A 21,142-nucleotide genomic window follows, 5' to 3' on the forward strand; every position below is an offset into this window, starting at 1 on the left:
CGTCTCCTCATCGGTCGGTCATTCGGCGCAGGCGGGGCCTGCTCGCGGTGGCCAGGGCGTCGAGCTCGCGTGCCAGTTCGGCGACGGTCGGACGTTGGAAGACGGTGCTGACCGGGACCTGCCGGCCGAGCTCCGCACGGATCCGGCTGATCAGCCGGGTCGCGACCAGGGAGTGCCCGCCCAGGGCGAAGAAGTCGTCGTCGATGCCGACCCGGTCCGTCCCGAGCGTCTCCGCGTACAGCCGGCACAGGGTCTCTTCACGGGCGTCACGCGGTGCTCGGTAGGCACCGCCGGTGAACTGCGGTTCGGGCAGCGCCGCGCGGTCCAGCTTGCCGTTCGGCATCAGCGGGAGCGCATCGAGGACGACGAACGCGGCGGGCACCATGAAGTCGGGGAGCTTGTCGGTGAGGAAGGCGCGCAGAACGTCGGCGCTGCCACCGGGGGTCACGTAGGCCACGAGCTGACCGGAGGCCCCCGGTTCCTTGCCCTCCTGGACGGTGACGACCGCCCGGTCGACGTCGGGGTGCGCGGTCAGGGCCGCTTCGACCTCGGCCGGTTCGAGCCGGGCGCCGCGGATCTTGACCTGGGCGTCTCCACGACCGGCGTACGCGAGCTGTCCTTCGGCGGTCCAACGCGCCAGGTCTCCCGTGCGGTACATGCGTGCACCCGCGGGCCCGAACGGGTCGGGCACGAAGCGGCTCGCGGTCAGGGGCGCGCGTCCTCGGTAGCCGCGGCTGACGGTGGCTCCCGCTACGTAGAGTTCGCCGACCACACCGGGTGGCACCGGCCGCAGTCCGGCCCCGAGCAGATACACACGGACGTTGTCGAGGGGCGCCCCGATGGGGGCTCCGGCCGCGTCACCGTCCCATTCGTCGCTCCCGGCGAGGGCGTACGTGGTGGCGTAGAAGGTCTCGGTCTGCCCGTAGCCGTTGACGACGCGGACACCGGGCATCGCCTCGCGGATGCGCCGCAGCAGTGAGGTGGGAAGGGCCTCGCCCGCCAGCATCACGGTCCTGGCACTGATCCGGCCCGGTACCCGGTCGAGGAGTTCGGCGAAGGCCGAGGGGACGGTACTGATGGTGTCGCCGCGCCAGCCGTCGCGCTCGCCCAGCGTCAGGATGTCCCTGACGATCTCGACGACACCTCCCGTGCACAGCGTGGAGAAGATCTCGAACACCGACACGTCGAAGTTGACGGATGCCCCGGCCAGCATCCGGGCACCGGGTCCCACGTCCAGGGATGCGGCGAGCGCGGACAGGCAGCTGGTGATGTTGCGGTGGGAGATGGCGACGCCCTTGGCGGTGCCGGTGGACCCGGAGGTGTACATCACGTACGCCACGTTGTCGGGTCGGGGCCCGGGACCGGCCGGAGCTTCGCCGTCGTCTCGCTCCAGGTCCTCCAGGTGCAGCCTGGGAACGTTGCCCGGGGGCAGACTCCGTCCGGTGTCCTGGTCGGTGAGGACCAGTGCCGGGCGGGCATCGGAGAGCAGGAACTCCTGGCGGTGGGAGGGGTACTTGGGATCGACCGGAAGGTATCCGGCGCCTGACTTGAGGATGCCGAGCAGGGCGACGACCAGGTCCGCCGTGCGCGGTAGGGCCACGGCCACGAGTGTCTCGGGGCCCGCGCCGTACCCGCGCAGGACGTGCGCGAGCCGGTTCGTCCGGTGACTCAGTTGACGGTACGTCAGGGTCTGGGCGCCGGCGACGAGGGCGATGGCCTCCGGGGTCGCCAGGGACTGCCGGTCGAACAGCTCGGGGACGGTCACCGGGAAGTCGCCGGTGGTGGTGTCGTTGAACTCCCTTATGACGCGGTCGTGTTCGGCCGGGTCCAGCAGGTCGACGGAGGCGACGCGCTGCCCGGGGTCGGCGGCGATGTCCCGTAGGACCTGTCCGAAGCGTCGGGCGGTGGTGTCCACGGTGGCGGGGTCGAAGACGTCCCGCCGGTACTGCAACACCAGGCGCAGGGGGGCGCCGCCGTCGGCGGGCAGCGCCATCACGGAGAGCGGGTAGTGGGTGGTGGCGAAGGGCCGCAGTCCGGCGAGGCTGATCCCTGCGTCCTCGCTCGCCTCGGTGATCCCGGCCCGGTCGAGCGGGAAGGACTCGAACGCCACATAGGTGTCGAACAGCGCGGGGATGCCGGCGGCCCGCTGGATCTCGTGCAGCGGATGGTGATGGTGGTCCAGGAGCGCACCCTGTCGCGCGTGGAGTGCGGTCAGGACGGCTGCGATGGTGTCACCTGGCGCGCATCTCACGCGTACGGGCACGGTGTTGAGGAAGAGCCCGACCACGGACTCCACGCCGGGGATCGCGGGCGGGCGGCCCGCGACGGTGGCTCCGAACACCACGTCCTGGCGGCCCGTGAGCTGTCCCAGCAGCATCGCCCATGCGCCCTGGACGACGGTGTTGAGGGTGACGCCGAGCTCCGCGGCACGGCGGGCGAGGGCACGTGCGGTGTCGGTGCCCAGTGGCACCTGGAACTGGCTGACACCGCCGCTCTCGGTGGTGTGGCTGGTGGTTTCCGGCTGCGTTCCCGGTTGCGGGGCGAAACCGAGGGCCGGTGTGAGGAGCGCGGGTTCGTCGAAGCCGTCGAGCTCCTCCTGCCAGGCGCGGGCCGAGGCGGCGCGGTCCAGCCGGGACAGCCAGGCCAGGAAGTCCCGGTAACCGCGGGCCCGGGGCAGCGCGGAGGCGTCCCCGCCCGAGCCGTACAGTCGCAGCAGGTCCTGGGCGAGCAGCGGTATCGACCAACCGTCGAACAGCACATGGTGTGCGGTCAGAACCAGTTCGGAGCGTCCGGGCTCCATGGTGACCAGCGTGAGGCGCAGCAGGGGCGGCGCCTGTGGGTCGAAGCGTTCCGCCAGGTCATCGGAGAGCAGCCGGGCGAACGCCGCGTCACGCTCGGCGCCCGAGAGATCCGTCAGATCCACCTGGTGCCATGGCAGCTGAACGTCCTCGACGACCAGTTGGACCGTGTCTCCCGTCGCCGCGGGCACGAACGCGGCGCGCAGGGCGGCGTGCCGGTCGAGCAGCGCCTGCCCGGCCGCCCGCAGCCTTGCCGGGACGACGGGACCCGACAGATGGAGGGTGTACTGCACCTGATAGGCGTCGAACCCCGGCCCGCCCGCCTGCGATTCGTAGAGCAGCCCTGCTTGCAGTGGGGTGAGGGGCCAGACGTCCTCGATGCCGGGGTAGCGGCGTTCCCACTTCTCCAGATCGCCCTGGCCCACCTCGACCAGCGGTACGTCCGACGGAGTCAGTCCGCCCGCGCCCGGTGCGGTGGCGTGCCGCGCGAGCCCTTCCAGCGCGGTGCGCCACAACTGCGCGATGTGCTCGGTCTCTTCTGGCGCCAGGATTCCCGTGGGGGCTCCGAACAGCGCGCCGAGACGCGGTCCCTCGGGGGTGTCGGTGACCATGGCGTTGATGTCGACCTCGGACAGGGCGGGCATGTCCGCGGCATGTCCCGCGTCGAGTTCCGCCAGTTCGGAGAAGGCGGAGAGGTCGTCGGTCTGGGTCCAGCCGAGGCCGCGTAGTTCCTCGGGCATGTCGGCGGTGGAGAACCGGCCGAGGTAGTTGAACCCGATCTGACCGAGTGGGTGGCCGCTCAGCGTTGCGGCGGTCTCCTCGTTGAGATGGCGCAGCAGTCCGTAGCCGATGCCCTTGCCGGGTATGGCGGCTATCTGCTCCTTCACCGCTTTGATCACCGAGCCCGCAGCGGGGCCGCCCGCGATCGCCTCGTCCACGTCGATCCCCGCGAGGTCGAGACGGACGGGGAAGACGCTGGTGAACCAGCCGACGGTACGGGCCAGATCCGCCCCGGGCACCGCGTCCTCCTCGCGGCCGTGCCCTTCGAGCCTGAGCAGGGTCGATGGTTCCTCGACTCCGCGTTCCCGGCGCCACTTGACCGCGGTGAGGGCGAGCGCGGCCAGCAGCGCGTCAGCGGTGGAGCCGTGGAACGCCTTCGGTACGACCGTCAGCAGGGTCTCGGTGACGGCGACGGAGAGCAGGACCTGCGTCTTGTGCACCGTGGCCATGAGGTCTTCGGCGGGATCGAGCCGCCGGGCGCCGATGAGCGGATCGGGGCCCGCTACGACCGACTGCCACAGTGGCAGTTCGGCGACCCGCCCTGCGGCAGCCTCGTCGACGAGGGCGTGGGCCCAGCGCCGTACGGAGGTGCCCACGGCGGGGAGCTCGGGGGGCTTCCCCACTCTGATCCGGTCCCAGGCGGCAGCGAAGTCCGGCATCAGGATGCGCCACGACACTCCGTCGACCACCAGGTGGTGCAGTACCACCAGCAGCCGCCCGGGGCCGGCGCTCGGGCCGGGGTCGAACCAGATGAATCGGGCGACCACGCCCTTTGCAGGGGCCAGGAGGGCTGCAGCGGCGTCGAGTTCACCGAGCAGGAGTTGCCGCCAGGTCGAAGCCGCCCAGTCTCCGTCGCAGTCGACGTGTCTGATCAGCGGATCCACGGCGACAGATCCCGGTGGAGCGGTCAGTAACCCGTCCGCCGTCAGTGTCGTACGCAGCAGGTCGTGCCGGTCGACCACCGCGGCCACGGTCGCTGCGAGGGACTCCCCGTCGATGTCCCGCGGCAGTTCGAGGACGACGGCCTGGGAGAGGCTGTCGAAGCCGGGCCCGAGGTCCTGGACCCACCGGGCGACGGGCATCAACGGCATCGCCCCGACGCCGCCACCGGGAAGCTCCGCGAGTCCCGACGCCCACCCGGGCCGCTCATCGGCCGCGGCCACGGCCGCCTCGGCGAGCCGGGAGACCGTCCGGAGCTGGAAGACCTCGCGCGAACTGAACGTCACGTGCTGGGCGCGGGCCCTGGTGACCACCTGGATGGCCTGGATGCTGTCGCCGCCCAGGGCGAAGAAGTCATCGTCGGCACCGGCCCGCTCCAGCCCGAGCACCTCGGCGAACAGGCCCGCGATGACTTCCTCGGCAGGGGTGCCGGGAGCACGATAGACGCCGCCGTTGAACTCCGGGGCGGGCAGGGCGTCCCGGTCGAGCTTTCCGTTGGGCGTCAGCGGCAGAGCCTCCAGCACCGTGAACGAGGCGGGCACCATGAACCCGGGCAGCCGGGCGGTCACATAGGCCCGCAGCTCGCTCGCTGAGACGCCGGACCCGAGCGCGAACTCCGGGCTACCGGGCGCGGCGGACTCGGTGTAGTTGTTGTTGTCGGTGTTGTCGGTGTCGCCTGTGTCGTCGGTGTAGTCAGCGGGACGGGCGGTGGCGTCGGTGCATGGTCGTGCCGTGGCCGCACGGGGGACCACGTACCCCGCCAGTTGTCTGCCCGGGCCCTCTGCCGCGCCCTCGCGGACCATGACCACTGCTTGGCCCACTCCCGGGTGCGACAGCAGTACCGCCTCGATCTCACCCGGTTCGATGCGGAAGCCCCTCAGTTTGACCTGCGCATCCGTGCGGCCCATGTGCACCAGTTCGCCCCCGGGGGTGGTCCGCACCACATCTCCGGTGCGGTACATCCGTTCACCCGGGGGGCCGAACGGACAGGCCACAAAGCGTTCCGCCGTCCCCGCCGACCGGCTCAGATAGCCGCGGGCCACGCCGATGCCCGAGAGGTACAGCTCACCCGGTGTGCCAGGTGCCACAGTCCGCAGCCCATCGTCCAGCACATGGGCGCTCATCGCGTGCAGGGGCCGCCCGATGGGTATGTCCGCCTCGGCGGCCGTACCGGGGGCGGCCGGATGGGCGGTCGCGAAGACCGTCGTCTCCGTGGGCCCGTACACATTGATGAACTGCGTCTCCGGGCAGGAGTCCTGGGCCCTGCCCACTGCCTGCGGTGAGACCCGCTCCCCGCCCGTCCACACCTCGTGGAGCCCGGCGAAGCAGTGCGGGTCCTCCTTCGAGAGAAGGCTGAACAAGGCACTGGTCACGAAGACGACGGTGATGCCGTGGCGCTCCACGAGGGCGGCCAGCGACACCGGGGTGAGGTCGGCCGCGGGGTCCACGACGACCTGGCCGCCGTTCAGCAGCGGCACCCACAACTCGTACACCGAGGCGTCGAAGGACAGTGGGGAGTGCAGCAGTACCCGAGCGTGCGCGCTGCCCTGCCAGCGTTCGTCCGCAGCCAGGCCGACCACATCGCGGTGGGTGATGCCGATTCCCTTGGGCGTCCCCGTCGACCCCGAGGTGTAGATCACATAGGCGAGCCGTTCGGGGTGCCGCACCGGCTCCGGCTCCGGCCCCTGTCCATCCCGCTCCAGCTCGGCCAGCCCCACCCGGGGAAGGTCGTCGGGAAAGCCCTCCACTGCGCCCGCGTCCGTGAGCAGCAGGACGGGATGTGCGTCGTGCACCATGAACTCCACGCGCCGCGCCGGATAGTCGGGATCGACCGGCAGATACGCGGCGCCGGCCTTCAGCACCCCGAGCAGGGCCACCGCCAGCTCCAACGATCTCGGCAGCGCGACCGCCACGAGCGACTCGGCACCGACCCCGCGCCGCCGCAACTCGGTGGCCACCCGGTCGGAACGGACATCGAGCTCCCGATAGGTGAGCCCGCGGTCGCCCGCCACGATCGCGGTCGCCTCCGGAGCCTCCTCGACCCGCAGTGCGAAAAGCGCGGGAATCGTCCTACCGGGGACCGGCATCGCCGTATCTTCAGAACCCTTCAGCGACCGGTACGGCTCCACCGGATCACGCACGTGCATCACCCCACCCGAGCAAGTGGATTCGGAGAATCGATTGGCGTTGCGCTGATGTCCGCGACATCAATAGTCAATATCGGATACGGCGATGACACACCGCCGATGTGAATCCTCGGGAAACCCAGCTGGATTTCCGGGATGTGACTCCCGCAAGGCTCAGCACAGAGCCCCGGGACCACCCCAGCTTCATCCCTGGGAGCTACCGGGGTCAAGCGTGCGTCGGTCCCACGGGACCGGCTCCGGGGCTCCGGCCCTGTCCCGTCGGCAGGACAAAGGACAGCTCCGGCCGCGTCCTGTCGACAGGACAACGGAGCGGACCCCCACCCGCGCGTCGCGGACACGGGCAGGCGCCGCCCAACTCCACCCCGGGGCAGGGGCAATGCCCGATTGCACGGCATTCACCGCCTCGGTTAGCCTCTGGAAAAGGCAGCGGCCGAGTGGACGGCACCTGCCATTCCGACCGCCACCCGGTCCCGCAGCCGTTGAACGGCGGCTGCACGGATTCCGTACGCGACGCGCTTTCCGGTGTCGGCCGGAGGCTGTTTCGGCATCGTTCTCATTCCGATTTCGAGAAAGAACGAGGAAGCCCCATGGCGTCATCACTCCCCTTTCCAGAAACAGGGTCAAGGTCGGCAGCGGAGCCCGAAACGGATGTCCTGCCCCTGGTGTGCCTGCCCTTCGCCGGGAGCGGTGCCGGCTTCTACCGGGCCTGGGCACAGAGCCCGACGCCGGGCGTTGCGATCCTGCCCGTACAACTTCCCGGCCGCGAGGAACAGTTCATCGACGCACCGTTCACCGACGCGGCCGAGGCCGCCACCCGGCTCGCCCCCCTCGTCGTCGATCTCACCGCAGGTGTGGCGAGCTTCGCGCTGTTCGGCCACAGCCTCGGAGCCGTACTGAGCTACGAGCTGGCCCATGAGCTGGCCCGGCTCGGCCACCCCGGGCTCACTCATGTCTACGTCAGCGGCTCACCAGGACCGTGGAGCGGTCGCGACGCCCGGGCGACAGGGCTCAGTGACGATGAGTTCCTGGAGCGCGTCCAGGAGTTCGCCGGCTACAGGCACCAAGCCTTCGACAATCCCGACCTGCGCGATCTGCTGCTTCCCGTGCTCCGTGCCGACGTGGCCATGCACGAGAACTACAAACCGGCCACCGACGAGCCGCTGCGGGTGCCGGTCACCGCACTGCGTGGTGTCGACGACGCCCTGGTCTCCGCCGAACACGCCCGCCAGTGGCGCACCGCCACCAGCGCGGAATTCCGGTACGTCGAGCTTCCCGGCGGCCATATGTATCTGGCTGACTCGCCCGCCGAACTGCTGCGCACCATCGCCGGACAGTGACGGAGCCCCGAACGGAGGCCGTGGACATGCTGCTCAAGGGCAAAGTCGCAGTGATCACAGGCGCAGCGCGCGGTCTCGGCCGGGAGTGTGCCGGCAGATTCGCCCGCGAGGGCGCCGATCTGTTGCTGCTCGACATCGGCCATGACATCGAGGGCGTCGGATATCCGCTGGGCAGCCGGGATCAGTTGGCTGATACGGCACGCATGTGTGAGGAACAGGGCGGCTCCGTCATCGCCGCCGCGGTCGATGTTCGTGATGCGGCGCGCGTGGGGGAGGCGGTCGACGAGGCCCTGGACCGCTTCGGTGCCATCGACGTGCTGGTCAACAACGCCGGGATCGCCGCGCCTTCGGGCCGCCCCGTGCACGAGATCAGCGAGGCGGACTGGCTGCTGATGCTGGACACCAACCTCAATGGCACCTGGCGGATGATCAAGGCCGTGGCTCCTTCGATGGTCGGAGCGCGCTCGGGCAGCATCATCAATGTCTCCTCGACCGCGGGAATCGTCGGCTACCGCAACTTCGCCGCCTATGTGACGGCCAAGCACGGTCTGGTGGGCCTGACGAAGGCCGCAGCACTCGACTACGCGCCGTTCCGCATCCGCGTCAACGCGATCTGTCCCGGCTCCGTGCGCGACAACCCGCTCGTCGAGGGACGGATGCTCTCGGAGATAGCCCGTGCGCTGGACGTCCCGGTCGACGGTCACGAAGAGGTCTTCCTGCGCGACCAACCGACGAACGCGCTCGTCGAAACGTCCAGCGTCGCGGGGGCCGCCATCTGGCTGGCCGGTGACGACTCCCGGCAGGTGACCGGCACGACGGTCACCGTCGACGGCGGATTCTCCAGCCGATGAGACCGACCGATCCGGCCCTGCCCCGCCCACGGGAGGCGTTCTACTGCGTCCGTGGTGCACATCGGCACTGCACCCGGCGAGGCGCCCGAACGGTCGGCGACAACCCACTCCGGGCGGAGAGATCGCGCGAGAGCGCCCGCTGAGTTCCGTAACTCGTCCCCAGCCCGCAGGAGGCCGCAAGCATGGCGACAGCCGCGAAGAGACGATCAGCAAGCGCCGAGGGCCAGGACCGACCGCCGACGGCCTCGACGGCCTCGACGGCCGAGCCGGGGCACCTACCGTCCCCGTCCGGCCGCCCGATCACCGACCTGGGCCGCTCGGGACACGCGCTCGTCCTGCGTCTCCCGGCTCCTGTCGACACCGCAGCACTGCACCATGCCCTGGCCGAGGCCGTCGAACGGTGGCCCGCGCTGCGCGGGGCGCGGCTGTGGGAGACCAGGGTGCCCGGGGAGTACGCCGCGGCAGCAGCACGGGACCGGGCGCTGCGGGAAGCGCTGCGCCCGGTGGGGTGCGGCCGGGTACCGCTGCGCACACTGCTCCTGAGGTACGAGGACGGGCCCGCTGACCTGCTGCTCGTCGCCGATCGGGGGCGGGTGCCACAGGCCGTGCTGAACGCGGTGGCCGATCTGTTGGTGTACGGGGCCACAGCGGCGGATGCGTTAGCCGGAGCCGGAGCCGGAGCCGGAGCCCATGCCCATGCCGGCACCGGCAGGGGAGACGATCCCGGTGCCGCGCCCCTCGTTCCGTGGGGGCTCGGAGACCCCGGGCGCGCCGGTCTGATCGGTACCCGTGCGCTGCACCTCCCCGATGGGCCCGAGGTGGACGGGCAGGTGCTGCTGGCCGCCGTGGCGCACACCCTGGCCAGGTACAGCGGCACGGGCACGGTCGGCGTCGGGCGCCTGGACACCGTGCACGGTTCCGACCGCCCCGAGGTCCTGCACATCACCGACACGGACGCGGACACAGGTGTGGACACCGACACCCATACCGGAACGGACGCGGAGACCGCTCAGGAACCGCCCCCGGTCGGCGTCGTGCTGCACACCGCACGCGCCGACCGCCACTACCTACCGTGTCAGGCACCCCTCTTCCCGCTCACGGTGTTCGGCAGGGAGGGGAAGGACGGTACGTACGAGGCGGAGTGCTGGTTCGACGAGGGGACGTTCGCACCCAGGGTGGTCGAGCTGTTCTGTGCGTCCGTCGAACGCCTCGCCGTGCACTTCGCGGAGGTCGGAGGCGGCACCGGGAAGGCCCCGGCCCTCTCGCTGACCGACGTACCGTTCGTCGGTCCGAAGGACACCGGACAGATCCTCCGCCTCGGCGGCGCCGACCGCACCGACGGACCCCTCGTGCCCCCGCGCCGCATCGACACGATCTTCGCCGAGGTGGCCGACCAGCGCCCGGACGCGGTGGCGCTGGTGGACGACACCGGACAGCTGACATACCGGCAGCTCAACGAGCGGGCGGAGCGGGTCGCTGCGGGACTGTACGCGCTCGGGGTGCGACGGGGCACCCGGGTCGGAGTGTTCCTGGACCGGGACGCCTCCCTGGTCGTCGCACTGCTCGGCGTGCTGAAAGCGGGCGGCGCCTACGTCCCGATCGATGTGAACTACCCGGCGGAACGCGTGGGTTACATCTGTGAGAACGCATCGCTGGCGCATGTGATCGTCCGCGGCGATGACTCGGGGTTCCCACCGGTCGGCGGTGTCCGTGCCGTCCCCCTGGGGCAGCTGAGCACCCCGGCGCTGGACCCGGGAGCCGACGGAGTGCGGTCGGATCCCGGGAGCGCCGACGACGATGCGTACGTCATCTACACCTCGGGGTCGACAGGACGGCCGAAGGGCGTGGTCGTGCCCCACCGGAACGTGGCCGCGCTGCTGGACGCCACGACCGCCGACTTCGGGCTCGGGCCAGACGACGTGTGGACGCTCTTCCATTCGAGCGCCTTCGACTTCTCGGTGTGGGAGATCTGGGGTTGTCTGCTGACCGGCGGACGTCTTGTCGTCGTCTCCTACTGGGTGGCCAGGGACACCCACGCGTTCTATCGACTGATCGCCCGACACGGAGTGACGGTCCTCAACCAGACCCCCTCCGCCTTCGCCCAGTTGGCCCGCATCGACGGGCAGGAACGGGGCGCCATGCCCGTCAGACTGCTGGTCTTCGGCGGTGAGTCCCTGGACGTACGGGTGCTGGGACCGTGGTTCGCCCGGCACTCGCCCTCGCGGTGCCGGGTGGTGAACATGTTCGGCATCACCGAGACGACCGTGCACGTGACCGCGCGGACCATTACTCCCGCGGACGTACTGAAGCGGTCCCGCTCGGTGGGCGCGGCACTGCCCGGCTGGTCGGTGTCCGTGCGGGACGACACCGGACGAGTGCTGCCGCCGGGTGCGGCAGGGGAGATCTACGTCGGCGGGGCGGGGGTCGCGGACCGCTACCTCGGCCAACCGGAGCTGACGGCACGGAGATTCGTCATGGACCCGGTCACCGGGGACCGGCTCTACCGGAGCGGGGACAGGGGCCGGCTGCACCCCGACGGCACGCTCGACCACCTCGGCAGGCTCGACAGCCAGGTGAAGATCCGCGGACATCGCATCGAACTGGACGAGATCCGGTCGGTGCTCCTGGACGACCCGGCGGTCGGGGCTGCCGTGGCCGTCGTCAGGGAGACGGTGCCCGGTGACCCGGCGAGCAGCCGGATCGACGCGTACGTCGTCTCCGCGACGGACGGGCGGGAAGTGGACACCCGGCGCATCCTGGACGAGGCCAGCCGCATCCTGCCCGACTACATGACGCCCGCGACGCTCACCCAGATCGCATCGGTGCCGCTCACCGGGAACGGAAAGCCTGACGTCGCACGGCTGCCGGAGCCTGTGGTGGGTCATGCGGGTCGTCCGGGTCGGCAGCGGACGGCGGCGGATACGCCCGATGGGGCTGGTGGACTCGCTGATGCAGTCCTGGGCGTCTGGAGCCGCTGTCTGCGGAGGGAGGTGATGGCCGACGACAACTTCTTCGAACTGGGCGGCAATTCGCTGCTGGTGGTGCGGGTCCTGAGTGAGATGCGCGAACAGGGGCTGCCCGGAGTGACGCCGCGCGACTTCTACGCCAACTCGACGGCGGGGCAGTTCATCCGGCTCGTGGAGCAGCGCTCGTCCTAGGACGAGGACAGGGGCGATGAGGGCGACGCCGTGTCCCGGCGAGTGGATGGCACGGGGGCGTCGAAGTGGCCCGACCGGCCGGCCCTTCGCCGTGAGATGGGGCCGTCCATGAACCCTTGTGGCACGCCGTACGTGGGAATTCGGGTGGTGGGGCATTTCTCTGCTGCCCGCTGTGGGAGCAGTGAGTACAAGAAATTTCGCGTCCGCTCCATGCAATGCAGAGCACACAGAGCACATCAGTTCAGTCATCCGGAGAAATAAGATTCTCCAACCCTTGGCGACCAGCAGTGGGGTAGCCGCAGGAGCGGCCGACAAACTATTCTCGGCGCGCCAAGAACGCCAAGAACGCCTGCAACTCCGGGAAAGGGGTCATGCGTGTTTGTTCCCGATCAGTACCGTGAACCCGAAGCGACGTGGATGGCCGAGCTGGTGCGCGAAAATCCACTGGCCCAGTTGTCCAGCAACGGTGACGAGGGCGCTGCACCGTACGCGACGCATGTGCCCGTCATCCTCGATCCGCAACTCAGAGATCTACCGTCCGAACTGCCCGGAGTCACCCTGTGGGGCCATATGAACCGGGCGAATCCGCAATGGGCGGCCCTCGCGTCGCCTACCCCCGTCGTGGTGGCGTTCAGCGGGCCGCACAGCTATGTGTCCCCGACCGTGTACGGGACCACTCCCGCCGCCCCCACCTGGAACTTCACGGCCGTTCATATCCGGGGGCTGCTGAGCAGAGTCGACTCGGAAGAGGACACCCTGGAGACCGTCAAGGCCACCGTCCGTGCCCTGGAAGGCCGATTCGGTGCGGGGTGGGACATGTCGGAGTCGGTGGACTACTTCCGTCGCATCCTGCCTGGAGTAGGGGCGTTCCGTATTGCCGTTTCGCAGGCCGACGGGATGTTCAAGCTGAGTCAGGAGCAGGAATCCGGCACCCGGGAACGGGTTCGCTGCTCGTTCGCCGGTGAAACCTCGCGCAATCAGCGTGAGATCGCCGCGATGATGGGCCGACTTCCCTCCGTCCCTGCGCGTGTCCCGTCGCCAGGACAACCTTGACAGGCGGAAGGCGCCGCTTGAACACTGGGGCTGCGAATCCCATCCCCTTCCAACGAATCCTGCGCACACAGGAGGGATATATTCCGTGCCTACGTCCGTCGATCAGTGGGATATTCATCCGGACCATTTCTGGTTGACTGGAAAGCGCCCGGATCAGCTTGTCGAGTACAACGAAGAGCTGGAAATGTGGATGGTCTACGGCTATCCCGAGGCGATCGAAGTCCTCACCCAGCCCAAGCTGTTCTCCAACGACGGATGGCGGTTGGTGAACGTCGAGGTCGAGGAGTGGGTCAAGGAGGGCGACTTCGCGCAGATGGACCCACCGCAGCACCGCAAGTTGCGGGGCCTCGTCGACTTCGCCTTCACCCCCAAGCTCGTCGCCGACCTTCAGCCCCGGGTGGACGAGATCGTCCACGAACTGATCGACGAGCTGGAGCACCGGGACTCCTTCGACATGGTCGCCGACTTCGCCAACCCTCTTCCGGTCGCGGTGATCTCGGACATGCTGGGCGTGCCCAAGAGCGACCGTGATCTGTTCAAGGGCTGGATGCACGGGCTGCTCGACGACGCGGGGGAGCTGGACTCGCCGGACAGCATCCGGGAGCAGGAAGCCGCGATGGACGACCAGTTCGGGCTGTTGCGTGAGATGCGGGACTACTGGGCCGAGCAGGCCGCGGAGCGCAGGAAGCAGCCGCGGGAGGACCTCCTCAGCCATCTCGTCCACGCCGAGTTCGAGGGCGAACGGCTATCCGACGGAGCGGTGTTCAACATCGCCAACCGCATGCTGATCAATGGACACCACACCACCGAACTGCTCATCGGCAACACGGTGCTGTGCCTGGCGGAGTTCCCCGACCAGGCGGCGCGGGTGCGCGCGGACCGCTCGCTCGTACCGGCCCTGATCGAGGAGTCCCTGCGCTTCCTCAGCCCGCTCGCCGGTGTCATGCGGGTGTCCACCACCGAGGTGGAGGTCGCGGGACAGCTCATCCCCAAGGACCAGATGGTCATGGCGTGGTGCGGCGCGGCCAACCGAGACGGGCGGGTCTTCACCGACCCGGACACCTTCGACGCCGCCCGTTCCCCCAATGCACACCTCGGCTTCGGCCGGGGCGTCCACTTCTGCATGGGCAGACGGCTGGCGCGACTTGAGGCCAAGTCCGCGACGAACATCCTGCTTGACCGGCTTCCCAAGCTGCGTACGGACCCTGCCGACCCGCCGAAGTTCGGGCACGTGGTGGATGCCACTGGCGTGGCCAGGCTCCCCGTGCTGAACGGTTGAGCCCCTACCCCGGAAGAAGAGTGATCCCGATGACGACGGTGGTCGACCGGTGGAACGTGCACCCAGGACACCGCTGGCTGCGCGGCGAACGCCCCGCGTCCCCCGTGCAGTTTGACGAAGAGCTGGGCATGTGGTGCGTGTACGGCCACCCCGAGATCCAGGAGGTGCTCAGCACCCCCGAGGTGTTCTCGTCCGACACCGCGCGGCTGTTGCCCGTGAGTGTCGACCCCTCGCTCCTCGAAGGCGACATGTCCCAGATGGACCCGCCCCGGCACCGGGCCTTTCGCGGACTGGTCAGTCGCGCCTTCACGCCCCGGCTGATTGCCGGTCTCGAACCGCGCATCGCGGAGATCACCGACGGGCTGATCGCCGACATGGACGGCAAGTCCGAGATCGAGCTCGTCGCCGAACTGGCGTATCCGCTGCCGGTCATCGTCATCGCCGAGCTCCTCGGAATTCCCGACAGCGACCGCGACCTGTTCAAGAAGTGGGCCGACAACATCATCGAGGGCTTCAGCGGAGCCTCGTTCCTCGACGACAGCGAACAGGGCGAGCAGGACCTGCGCGATGCCACGGACCGGTTGCAACCCCTGCTCGAATATTTGGCCGGACATGTCGCCGACCGCCGCCGCAACCCGCAGCAGGACCTGCTCACGCACCTGGCCCTGGCCGAGGCCGACGGCGAGCGGCTCACCGACAACGAAGTCGTGAACGTCGCCAACATCCTGCTGGTCACCGGGCACATCACCACCACGATGCTCCTCGGCAACACCGTGTTGTGCCTGGACGCCGAGCCCGATGAGTTCGCCCGGGTGCGCAAGGACAGATCGCTGGTCCCGGGCGCTATCGAGGAGGCCCTGCGGACACTGCCACCGTCGGCCGCGCTCGCCCGAGGCACCACCAGACAAGTGCGGCTCGGTGGACAGCTCATTCCGAAGGACCAGTTGGTCCAGCTGTGGCTGGGCGCCGCCAACCGTGACCCGCGCACCTTCGAGCGGCCCGGCGTCTACGACCCGACGCGCAGTCCCAACCCGCACTTCGGCTTCGGCCGGGGCATCCACTACTGCATCGGCGCCGCCCTGAGCCAGCTGGAGGGCCGGGTCGCGCTCAACAAGCTCCTGGACCGCTTCCCGGTGCTCCGCACGGACCCGGACAGACCGCCGGGGTTCTTCCCCACCGCCGACATGATCGGCGTCAACTCCCTCCACCTACAGACCTCATGACCCCCCTGGGGAGGATCCCGTGACGATCGAGGAACCGCTGGCGCAGTTGTCCTTCGGGTACATTCCGGCCCAGATCCTCTACACCGCGACGGAGCTCGGCCTCGCCGACGCGCTCGCCGACGGTCCGCTGGACCACCGGGACGCAGCCGAGCGCACCGGCGCCGATCCGGTCGCGGCCCTTCGGCTGCTGCGCGCACTGGTGGGCCTCGGCGTGGTCGCCCAACTGGACGCCGAACGGTTTGAACTCACCGCATCGGGCCGGCAGCTGATCACCGGCACACCCGGCTCGCTGCGCGACGACATCCTGCTCTCGGCCATGCCCGAACTGTGGCGCGCCTGGGGGGATCTGCCGCAGGTGCTGCGCAGCGGACAGCCGCCCAGGAATCCCGCGACGGGTCTCACCGCCCACGAGGCGCTGATGCGCGACCCGCAGCTGGCCGAGAAGTTCCGCGCCGCCAAGGTCCTCGGCAACCAGGTGCTCACCGCCGGGGTCACCGCGGCCTACGACTTCTCCCGGTTCCGTACGGTCGCCGACCTCAGCGGCGACGAGGCCACCCTGCTGACCGCGGTACTGACCGCGGTGCCCGGTCTTCGCGGTGTGGTGCAGGACGGGCCCGAGGCGCTGGAGCGCGCGGCTGCCGCACTGGCCGGGGCCGGCGTCGCGGACCGGGCCGACGTCCGGGAGGGCGATGTCCTGGACTCCGCTCCGCCGGGCGCCGACGTCTATCTCCTCGCCCATGTGCTGCGGGAGTGGGACGACGACCAGGCCACGGCGATCCTGCGCAACTGCCGTGCGGCGATGGCGCCCGGTGGCCGGGTGGTGATCGTGGAGACCGTGGTCCCCGCCGTCCTCACGCCGGAGGACTCCGCCACCTACGGAATGACGGACCTCAACAACCTCGTGTACGCCGGCGGCAGAGAGCGGACCGCTGAGGAGTTCCGGGCGCTGCTGGCGGGCGCGGGCTTCACGCTCACCGCGCAGACCAGCATGAAGTTGGAGCCCGGGATGCCGGACTACCACCTCATCGAGGGGACGCCCGGCGTATAGCGGGTCCTCCGCTCTTCGTGATCCCGACCCGACCCGAGTCGTCTGTGAGGCCGTGAGATGGAGTACCGCATTCTGGGTCCGGTCGAAGTACGGGACGGAGGCACCACGATTCCCCTGGACGGTGAGAAGCAGCGGACCGTGCTGGCGGCCCTGCTCCTCACCGAGACCGGTTTCCTCTCCGACACCGATCTGACCTCTCTGTTGTGGGGCTCGCGACCACCCGGGACGCACAACGCCCAGATCTACAACTACGTCTCCCGACTGCGGAAGACGGTGGGTGGTGCGAACATCGTTCGTCGCTCTCCCGGCTATCGGATCGAGATCAGCACCGCGTCGCTCGACCTCGTCGACTTCGAGAAGCTGGCCAAGCGCGGCCAGGGGGCGCTGGCCGCGGGCGCGTACGAGGAGGCTCGTCGGCTGCTGCGGTCCGCGCTGGCCCTGTGGCACGGGCCGACGCTCGCCGATGTCTCGGAGTATCTGACCAACGCCGAACGACCACGCATCGAGGAGGCGCGGATCTCCGTGCTGGAGAGCCGCATCGAAGCAGATCTCGCGGTCGGCGGGCACGCCGAGGTACTGCCGGAACTGACCCGCCTGGTGGGCCAGTACCCGCTGCGCGAGCGCTTCCGGGCCCAACTGATGACCGCGCTCTACCGCTGCGACCGCCAGGCCGAGGCGCTGGCGCTCTATGAGGACAGCAGACGGATGCTCGCCGAGGAACTCGGAGTGGGACCGGGGGTGCTGCTGCGCGAGGTGCACCACGCGATCCTCACGGCGGAGGACCCCACTGTGACGGGAGCCCACGGCCGTGAGCGGCTGTGCTGCCGTCAGGCGACGGGCCAACTGCTGTACCGGCGCAGGCCATAGAGGAGCGGCAGCAGGTCCGGGCGCTGTTCCACGGTCAGCACCCGGCCGAACACCAGCACATGGTCCCCGACCGGCACGGTCCGCTCGACCTCGCAGTCCGCCACGGCATGTGCGTCCGTCCATAGATGCGGGCCCGCGTCGGCCTCGTCCTGAAACCAGCCGACGCGGTCAAAGCGGTCCTGACAGCCCGATGCGAACAGTTCCGCGGTGGCCTGCGCGCCGTCGTGCAGCAGGTTCACCGCGAACCCACCGCTGCTCACAACAGCTGCCAGCGTCGGGCTCGCGGCGCGCAGGCACACCAGCAGGGTCGGCGGATCCAGTGTCGCGCTGCACAGCGACGAGCACGTCATGCCCCATGGCCGACCCTGCGAATCGGTCGCGGTGACTACCGCCACGCCGGTCGGGAAGCCGCTCATCATCGAGCGGAACCCGTCCGGCGTGGCCCGACCGGCCGATCGCGTGATCGAGCCGGTCCGATCAGGCATCGAGCCCTCGCATCCGCGCGAAGTAGTCGTAGTGCGAAGGCAGTCTGTCGACCATGTGCCGCGCCTTGTCACGGATGGCCGCGAACTCCTTCTGCGCCGACTTCTCATCGGTGAGGGACAGCGCGGGCGACGGCGGAGGCTTGATGCCGCCGGTGCCGAGCAGGATGCAGTTGTACGAGTACGGCGGCAGCCCGTGGTAGTAGGGGAAGACATCCTCGGATCCCGGCAGCCGCGCTTGCCACGCTTCCAGACGTCCGGCCAGCGCGTCGGGCACGTCCCGCGTCTTGGCGTCCTTCCAGTACTGGGTGTCGTTGCGCGCGGCGCCCTTGTAGTGGAGGACGAGGAATTCCCGTACGCCGTCCATCACATTGGCGACGGCCGAGTTGTACAAGCCCCTCAGCTTGGGATTCCAGTCGGCGGCCGGGAAATGCCGTACCAACTGCTCGATGGCATGGTGAATGAAGAAGATCCCTGTCGATTCCAGCGGTTCGACGAATCCGCTGGAAAGACCGATGGCCACGCAGTTGTTCACCCAGGATTCGCGGCTCCGGCCGATGCGCATACGAATATGATTCGCCTCTGCCTCGGCACCCGCCGGCCCCACAAATTCACGCAGGGTACGCTCGGCCTCCTCCAGCGAGAGGTAGTCCTTGGCATAGACGTATCCGGTTCCGATCCGGCCGAAGAGCGGTATCGTCCATATCCATCCGGCATCCTGGGCCGTTGCCGTCGTACAGGGACGGATACCATTCTTCTTCATGTCAAGTGGCACTTGGAGGGCCACCGCACTGTCATTGGGCAGTGTGTCCTGGTACGAGATGAAGGGCACATCGAGTGCACGGTTGAGCAGAACGCCGCGGAACCCCGTGCAGTCGACGAAGAGATCCCCGTGGAGTTCGCCGTGATCCTGTGTCACGACATGGTCGATCCAGCCGCGCTCGTCGAGCCGGACGTCGAGTACGTCATCCACGAGATGCCGTACGCCGCGGTCGACGGAGTATCCGGTGAGGAACTTCGCGAGCAGCGCGGCCTCGAAGTGATAGGCGTACGGGAACTGGGTCTTCCCCTGGTGCTCCGACATCGTGAGACCGATGGGCTTGTCGAGCCCGTCACTTCCGCTCTCGTCCAGCAGGGTCCCGTCGAGCTGCCGTGGGCTACGGCCGGCGTCGCACAGCGACGCCATGACGAAGCAGTCCTTGTCGAACCGGTCGGTGGGTCCGTTCTGGAGCCACCATTCGGTCAGCGGAAAGCCGTTGACGGACCGCAACTGCTCGAACGGGTGGTAGAAGTGATGGCCGGGCCGTCTCCAGTCCTGGAATCGGACGGCCAGCTTGTAAGTGGCGTTGCAGGCCGGCATCCATTCCTCTTCCTTCAGGTCGAGGAATTCAAAGAAGTGCCGGATGTCACTGAAGGTTGCCTCGCCGACGCCGATGGTGCCGACCTTGCCGGACTCGACGAGCGTGATGGAAACCCGATCACCGAATGCCGCCTTCAGATAGGAGGCGGTCATCCAGCCGGCGGTTCCGCCACCGACAATGACGATCCTATTGGGACTCTGCGCGCTCACGTCACACCTCAATTCACATGGCTGGGCACGACGCGGGGCTGGACCCCGCCTGTCGGTCACGAGTCTGCTCTGCCGGACTATCTGGAATCTATGGCAGTGCTATCAATCCGAAATAGTCGCCGCAGCACACCATCATGCGAGCGATACTGAATCGCCCTATTCCCCTGAATCCGCTGCCCACGGCGGTAGTTAGGAAGGTGATTCGGTGAGTTCCGCTGAGTTCTTCATTCGGATGGGACATGTGCTCGCAGTGCTCTGCGGGGTGCTTCTCGTCGTCGCCGCCGGCCGTTTTGCGGCGCGAAAGGCCCATCAGCCCGAAGTCGTCGGGGAGCTGACGGCAGGACTGCTCGCCGGCCCCGCGGCGGTCTGGCTCCTGGGGCACGACACCTTCGATGCGGTGGTACCGAAGGAGGTGCTGTCGGTGCTCAAACTGACGGCGCAGGCGGGCCTGGTGCTGTTCCTGGTCGGTCTCACCCACGAATTACGCAGCGGGGCCCCCGCCCGGATGGGGCGAGCTGCCGCCTGGGTGAGCGCGGGCGCGCTGGTGCCCGCGCTGGGAACGGGTGCACTGCTGGCGGGATGGGTGCTGCTGACCGATGACGAGGCAGTGCGCGGCACCGCACCGACCGCCGCGTTGGTGCTGGTCCTGGCGGTGTCGCTGTCGGTCACGGCCGTCCCGGTGCTCGCGCGCATCCTCACCGATCGGGGCATGTTCGACACGGGTGCGGGACGACTCTCGCTCACTGCGGCCCTGGTCACCGACTGTGTGTCATGGCTGTTGCTGTCAGTGGCGGTCGGCCTGGGATCGGGGAGCCTCGCCGGCTTCCTGCGCGCGATGGCGACGTTCGTCTGCGGTGTGCTGGTCGCCGCGCTGCTGCGGTTGGTGCTGCGCAAGAGGGTCGCGGAGGTGCTGTGCCGCAGGCCGTGGGTTCCGGTGCTGCTGACGGCCGGGATCGCGATGGGCATGGCGGCGGCGATGGAACACCTGGGCATGACGGCGATCCTGGGGGCGGCGCTCGCCGGTCTCGCCGTGCCGGTGACCGATGGCTGGGAGAGCGCCGTGGCGCGGGTCAGCAGGGCCGGGCGGGCGCTGGTGCCGGTCTTCTTCGTGGTCACCGGCATCACCGTGCTGACCGCCGGGTTCGGGTCCGCCCCGATCACCCTGATCGGGGCTGCCCTGGTGCTCGGGATCGCCGGCAAGACGGTGGGGGGCTATGCGGGAGCCAGGCTCGGCGGCCAGGGCCACTGGGACGCGCTGCGGATCGGCTCGCTGATGAACACGCGCGGCCTCACCGAACTGATCGTGCTGCACGCGGCGTACGAGGCGGGGCTGCTCACCGCGCCGCTGTTCCTGGCACTGGTGGTGATGGCCCTGGTCACCACCGCGATGACGGGACCCGCGCTGCTCGCCGTGGACCGCGCCGAGATGCGCCACCGGCAGACCGCGCTACCGCCGCACACGGTACGAAAGGGCGACGGGGTGCGCTGATGGGGTGCGCAGCAGGACATTGTTGGGGCGGGGGACCCCGGCCCGGGGCCGGGGGTGGAGCCCCCACCAAGGCCGTAGCAACCCGGGTTTGCCCACCGGCGGTGGGGCAGAGGAAATCCCC

The 21,142-nt window shown here is 69.2% G+C and carries 12 protein-coding genes; 9 read left to right on the top strand and 3 right to left on the bottom strand.

Annotated features, from left to right (window positions below; all coding sequences use genetic code 11):
- Positions 1 to 7: 7 nt before the first annotated feature.
- Positions 8 to 6,604: an amino acid adenylation domain-containing protein gene (locus tag ACFXJL_RS32340; RefSeq protein WP_384698468.1), complete on the bottom strand. Its 6,597-nt coding sequence runs from the start codon at positions 6,602 to 6,604 to the stop codon at positions 8 to 10.
- A gap of 647 nt (positions 6,605 to 7,251) precedes the next feature.
- Between ACFXJL_RS32340 and ACFXJL_RS32345 the strand changes: the two genes are divergently transcribed.
- From ACFXJL_RS32345 to ACFXJL_RS32380, 8 genes are all read left to right on the top strand, one after another.
- The gene (locus ACFXJL_RS32345; RefSeq protein WP_358882246.1) at positions 7,252 to 8,001 is read left to right on the top strand and encodes an alpha/beta fold hydrolase; all 750 of its coding nucleotides are present in this window, start codon (positions 7,252 to 7,254) and stop codon (positions 7,999 to 8,001) included.
- Positions 8,002 to 8,027: 26 nt separating this feature from the next.
- A complete protein-coding gene (locus tag ACFXJL_RS32350) occupies positions 8,028 to 8,852 on the top strand; it encodes an SDR family oxidoreductase (protein ID WP_384698489.1) in 825 nt (274 codons plus the stop codon).
- A gap of 182 nt (positions 8,853 to 9,034) precedes the next feature.
- Positions 9,035 to 12,010 (top strand): non-ribosomal peptide synthetase, encoded by a 2,976-nt coding sequence (locus ACFXJL_RS32355; RefSeq protein WP_384698471.1) that lies wholly within the window; start codon positions 9,035 to 9,037, stop codon positions 12,008 to 12,010.
- Between the two features lie 375 nt (positions 12,011 to 12,385).
- Entirely contained in the window at positions 12,386 to 13,063 is a 678-nt protein-coding gene (locus tag ACFXJL_RS32360) for an FMN-binding negative transcriptional regulator (protein WP_384698474.1), read from the top strand.
- A 133-nt stretch (positions 13,064 to 13,196) separates the two neighbouring features.
- Positions 13,197 to 14,342, top strand: a complete 1,146-nt coding sequence (locus tag ACFXJL_RS32365) for a cytochrome P450 (protein ID WP_358882243.1) — start codon at positions 13,197 to 13,199, stop codon at positions 14,340 to 14,342.
- Positions 14,343 to 14,371: 29 nt separating this feature from the next.
- On the top strand, positions 14,372 to 15,565 hold the full coding sequence (locus tag ACFXJL_RS32370; protein WP_358882242.1) for a cytochrome P450: 1,194 nt from the start codon (positions 14,372 to 14,374) through the stop codon (positions 15,563 to 15,565).
- A gap of 19 nt (positions 15,566 to 15,584) precedes the next feature.
- The gene (locus ACFXJL_RS32375; protein ID WP_358882241.1) at positions 15,585 to 16,613 is read left to right on the top strand and encodes a methyltransferase; all 1,029 of its coding nucleotides are present in this window, start codon (positions 15,585 to 15,587) and stop codon (positions 16,611 to 16,613) included.
- A gap of 57 nt (positions 16,614 to 16,670) precedes the next feature.
- Positions 16,671 to 17,480 carry an AfsR/SARP family transcriptional regulator gene (locus ACFXJL_RS32380; RefSeq protein WP_329025200.1) on the top strand — a complete coding sequence of 270 codons (810 nt, stop codon included), beginning with the start codon at positions 16,671 to 16,673 and terminating at the stop codon, positions 17,478 to 17,480.
- On the opposite strand, the gene ACFXJL_RS32385 is transcribed toward ACFXJL_RS32380, so the two are convergent.
- The gene (locus ACFXJL_RS32385) at positions 17,441 to 17,899 is read right to left on the bottom strand and encodes a flavin reductase family protein (RefSeq protein ID WP_384698480.1); all 459 of its coding nucleotides are present in this window, start codon (positions 17,897 to 17,899) and stop codon (positions 17,441 to 17,443) included. The two genes, ACFXJL_RS32380 and ACFXJL_RS32385, sit on opposite strands and share 40 nt — an antisense overlap.
- A gap of 58 nt (positions 17,900 to 17,957) precedes the next feature.
- Positions 17,958 to 19,532: a tryptophan halogenase family protein gene (locus ACFXJL_RS32390; protein ID WP_384698483.1), complete on the bottom strand. Its 1,575-nt coding sequence runs from the start codon at positions 19,530 to 19,532 to the stop codon at positions 17,958 to 17,960.
- Between the two features lie 205 nt (positions 19,533 to 19,737).
- Here ACFXJL_RS32390 and ACFXJL_RS32395 point away from each other — a divergent pair, with 205 nt between their 5' ends.
- On the top strand, positions 19,738 to 21,021 hold the full coding sequence (locus ACFXJL_RS32395; RefSeq protein WP_384698486.1) for a cation:proton antiporter: 1,284 nt from the start codon (positions 19,738 to 19,740) through the stop codon (positions 21,019 to 21,021).
- Positions 21,022 to 21,142: the final 121 nt, after the last annotated feature.

The sequence above is a fragment of the Streptomyces sp. NPDC059256 genome, from assembly GCF_042753785.1.
GTDB lineage: Bacteria > Actinomycetota > Actinomycetes > Streptomycetales > Streptomycetaceae > Streptomyces.

What these genes read in the sequence shown, in the direction of transcription:
- ACFXJL_RS32340 (WP_384698468.1), bottom strand. Translation starts at nt 6,604, where the DNA reads ATGCCGGTCCCCGGTAGGACGATTCCCGCGCTTTTCGCACTGCGGGTC.
- ACFXJL_RS32345 (WP_358882246.1), top strand. Translation starts at nt 7,252, where the DNA reads ATGGCGTCATCACTCCCCTTTCCAGAAACAGGGTCAAGGTCGGCAGCG.
- ACFXJL_RS32350 (WP_384698489.1), top strand. Translation starts at nt 8,028, where the DNA reads ATGCTGCTCAAGGGCAAAGTCGCAGTGATCACAGGCGCAGCGCGCGGT.
- ACFXJL_RS32355 (WP_384698471.1), top strand. Translation starts at nt 9,035, where the DNA reads ATGGCGACAGCCGCGAAGAGACGATCAGCAAGCGCCGAGGGCCAGGAC.
- ACFXJL_RS32370 (WP_358882242.1), top strand. Translation starts at nt 14,372, where the DNA reads ATGACGACGGTGGTCGACCGGTGGAACGTGCACCCAGGACACCGCTGG.
- ACFXJL_RS32380 (WP_329025200.1), top strand. Translation starts at nt 16,671, where the DNA reads ATGGAGTACCGCATTCTGGGTCCGGTCGAAGTACGGGACGGAGGCACC.
- ACFXJL_RS32385 (WP_384698480.1), bottom strand. Translation starts at nt 17,899, where the DNA reads ATGATGAGCGGCTTCCCGACCGGCGTGGCGGTAGTCACCGCGACCGAT.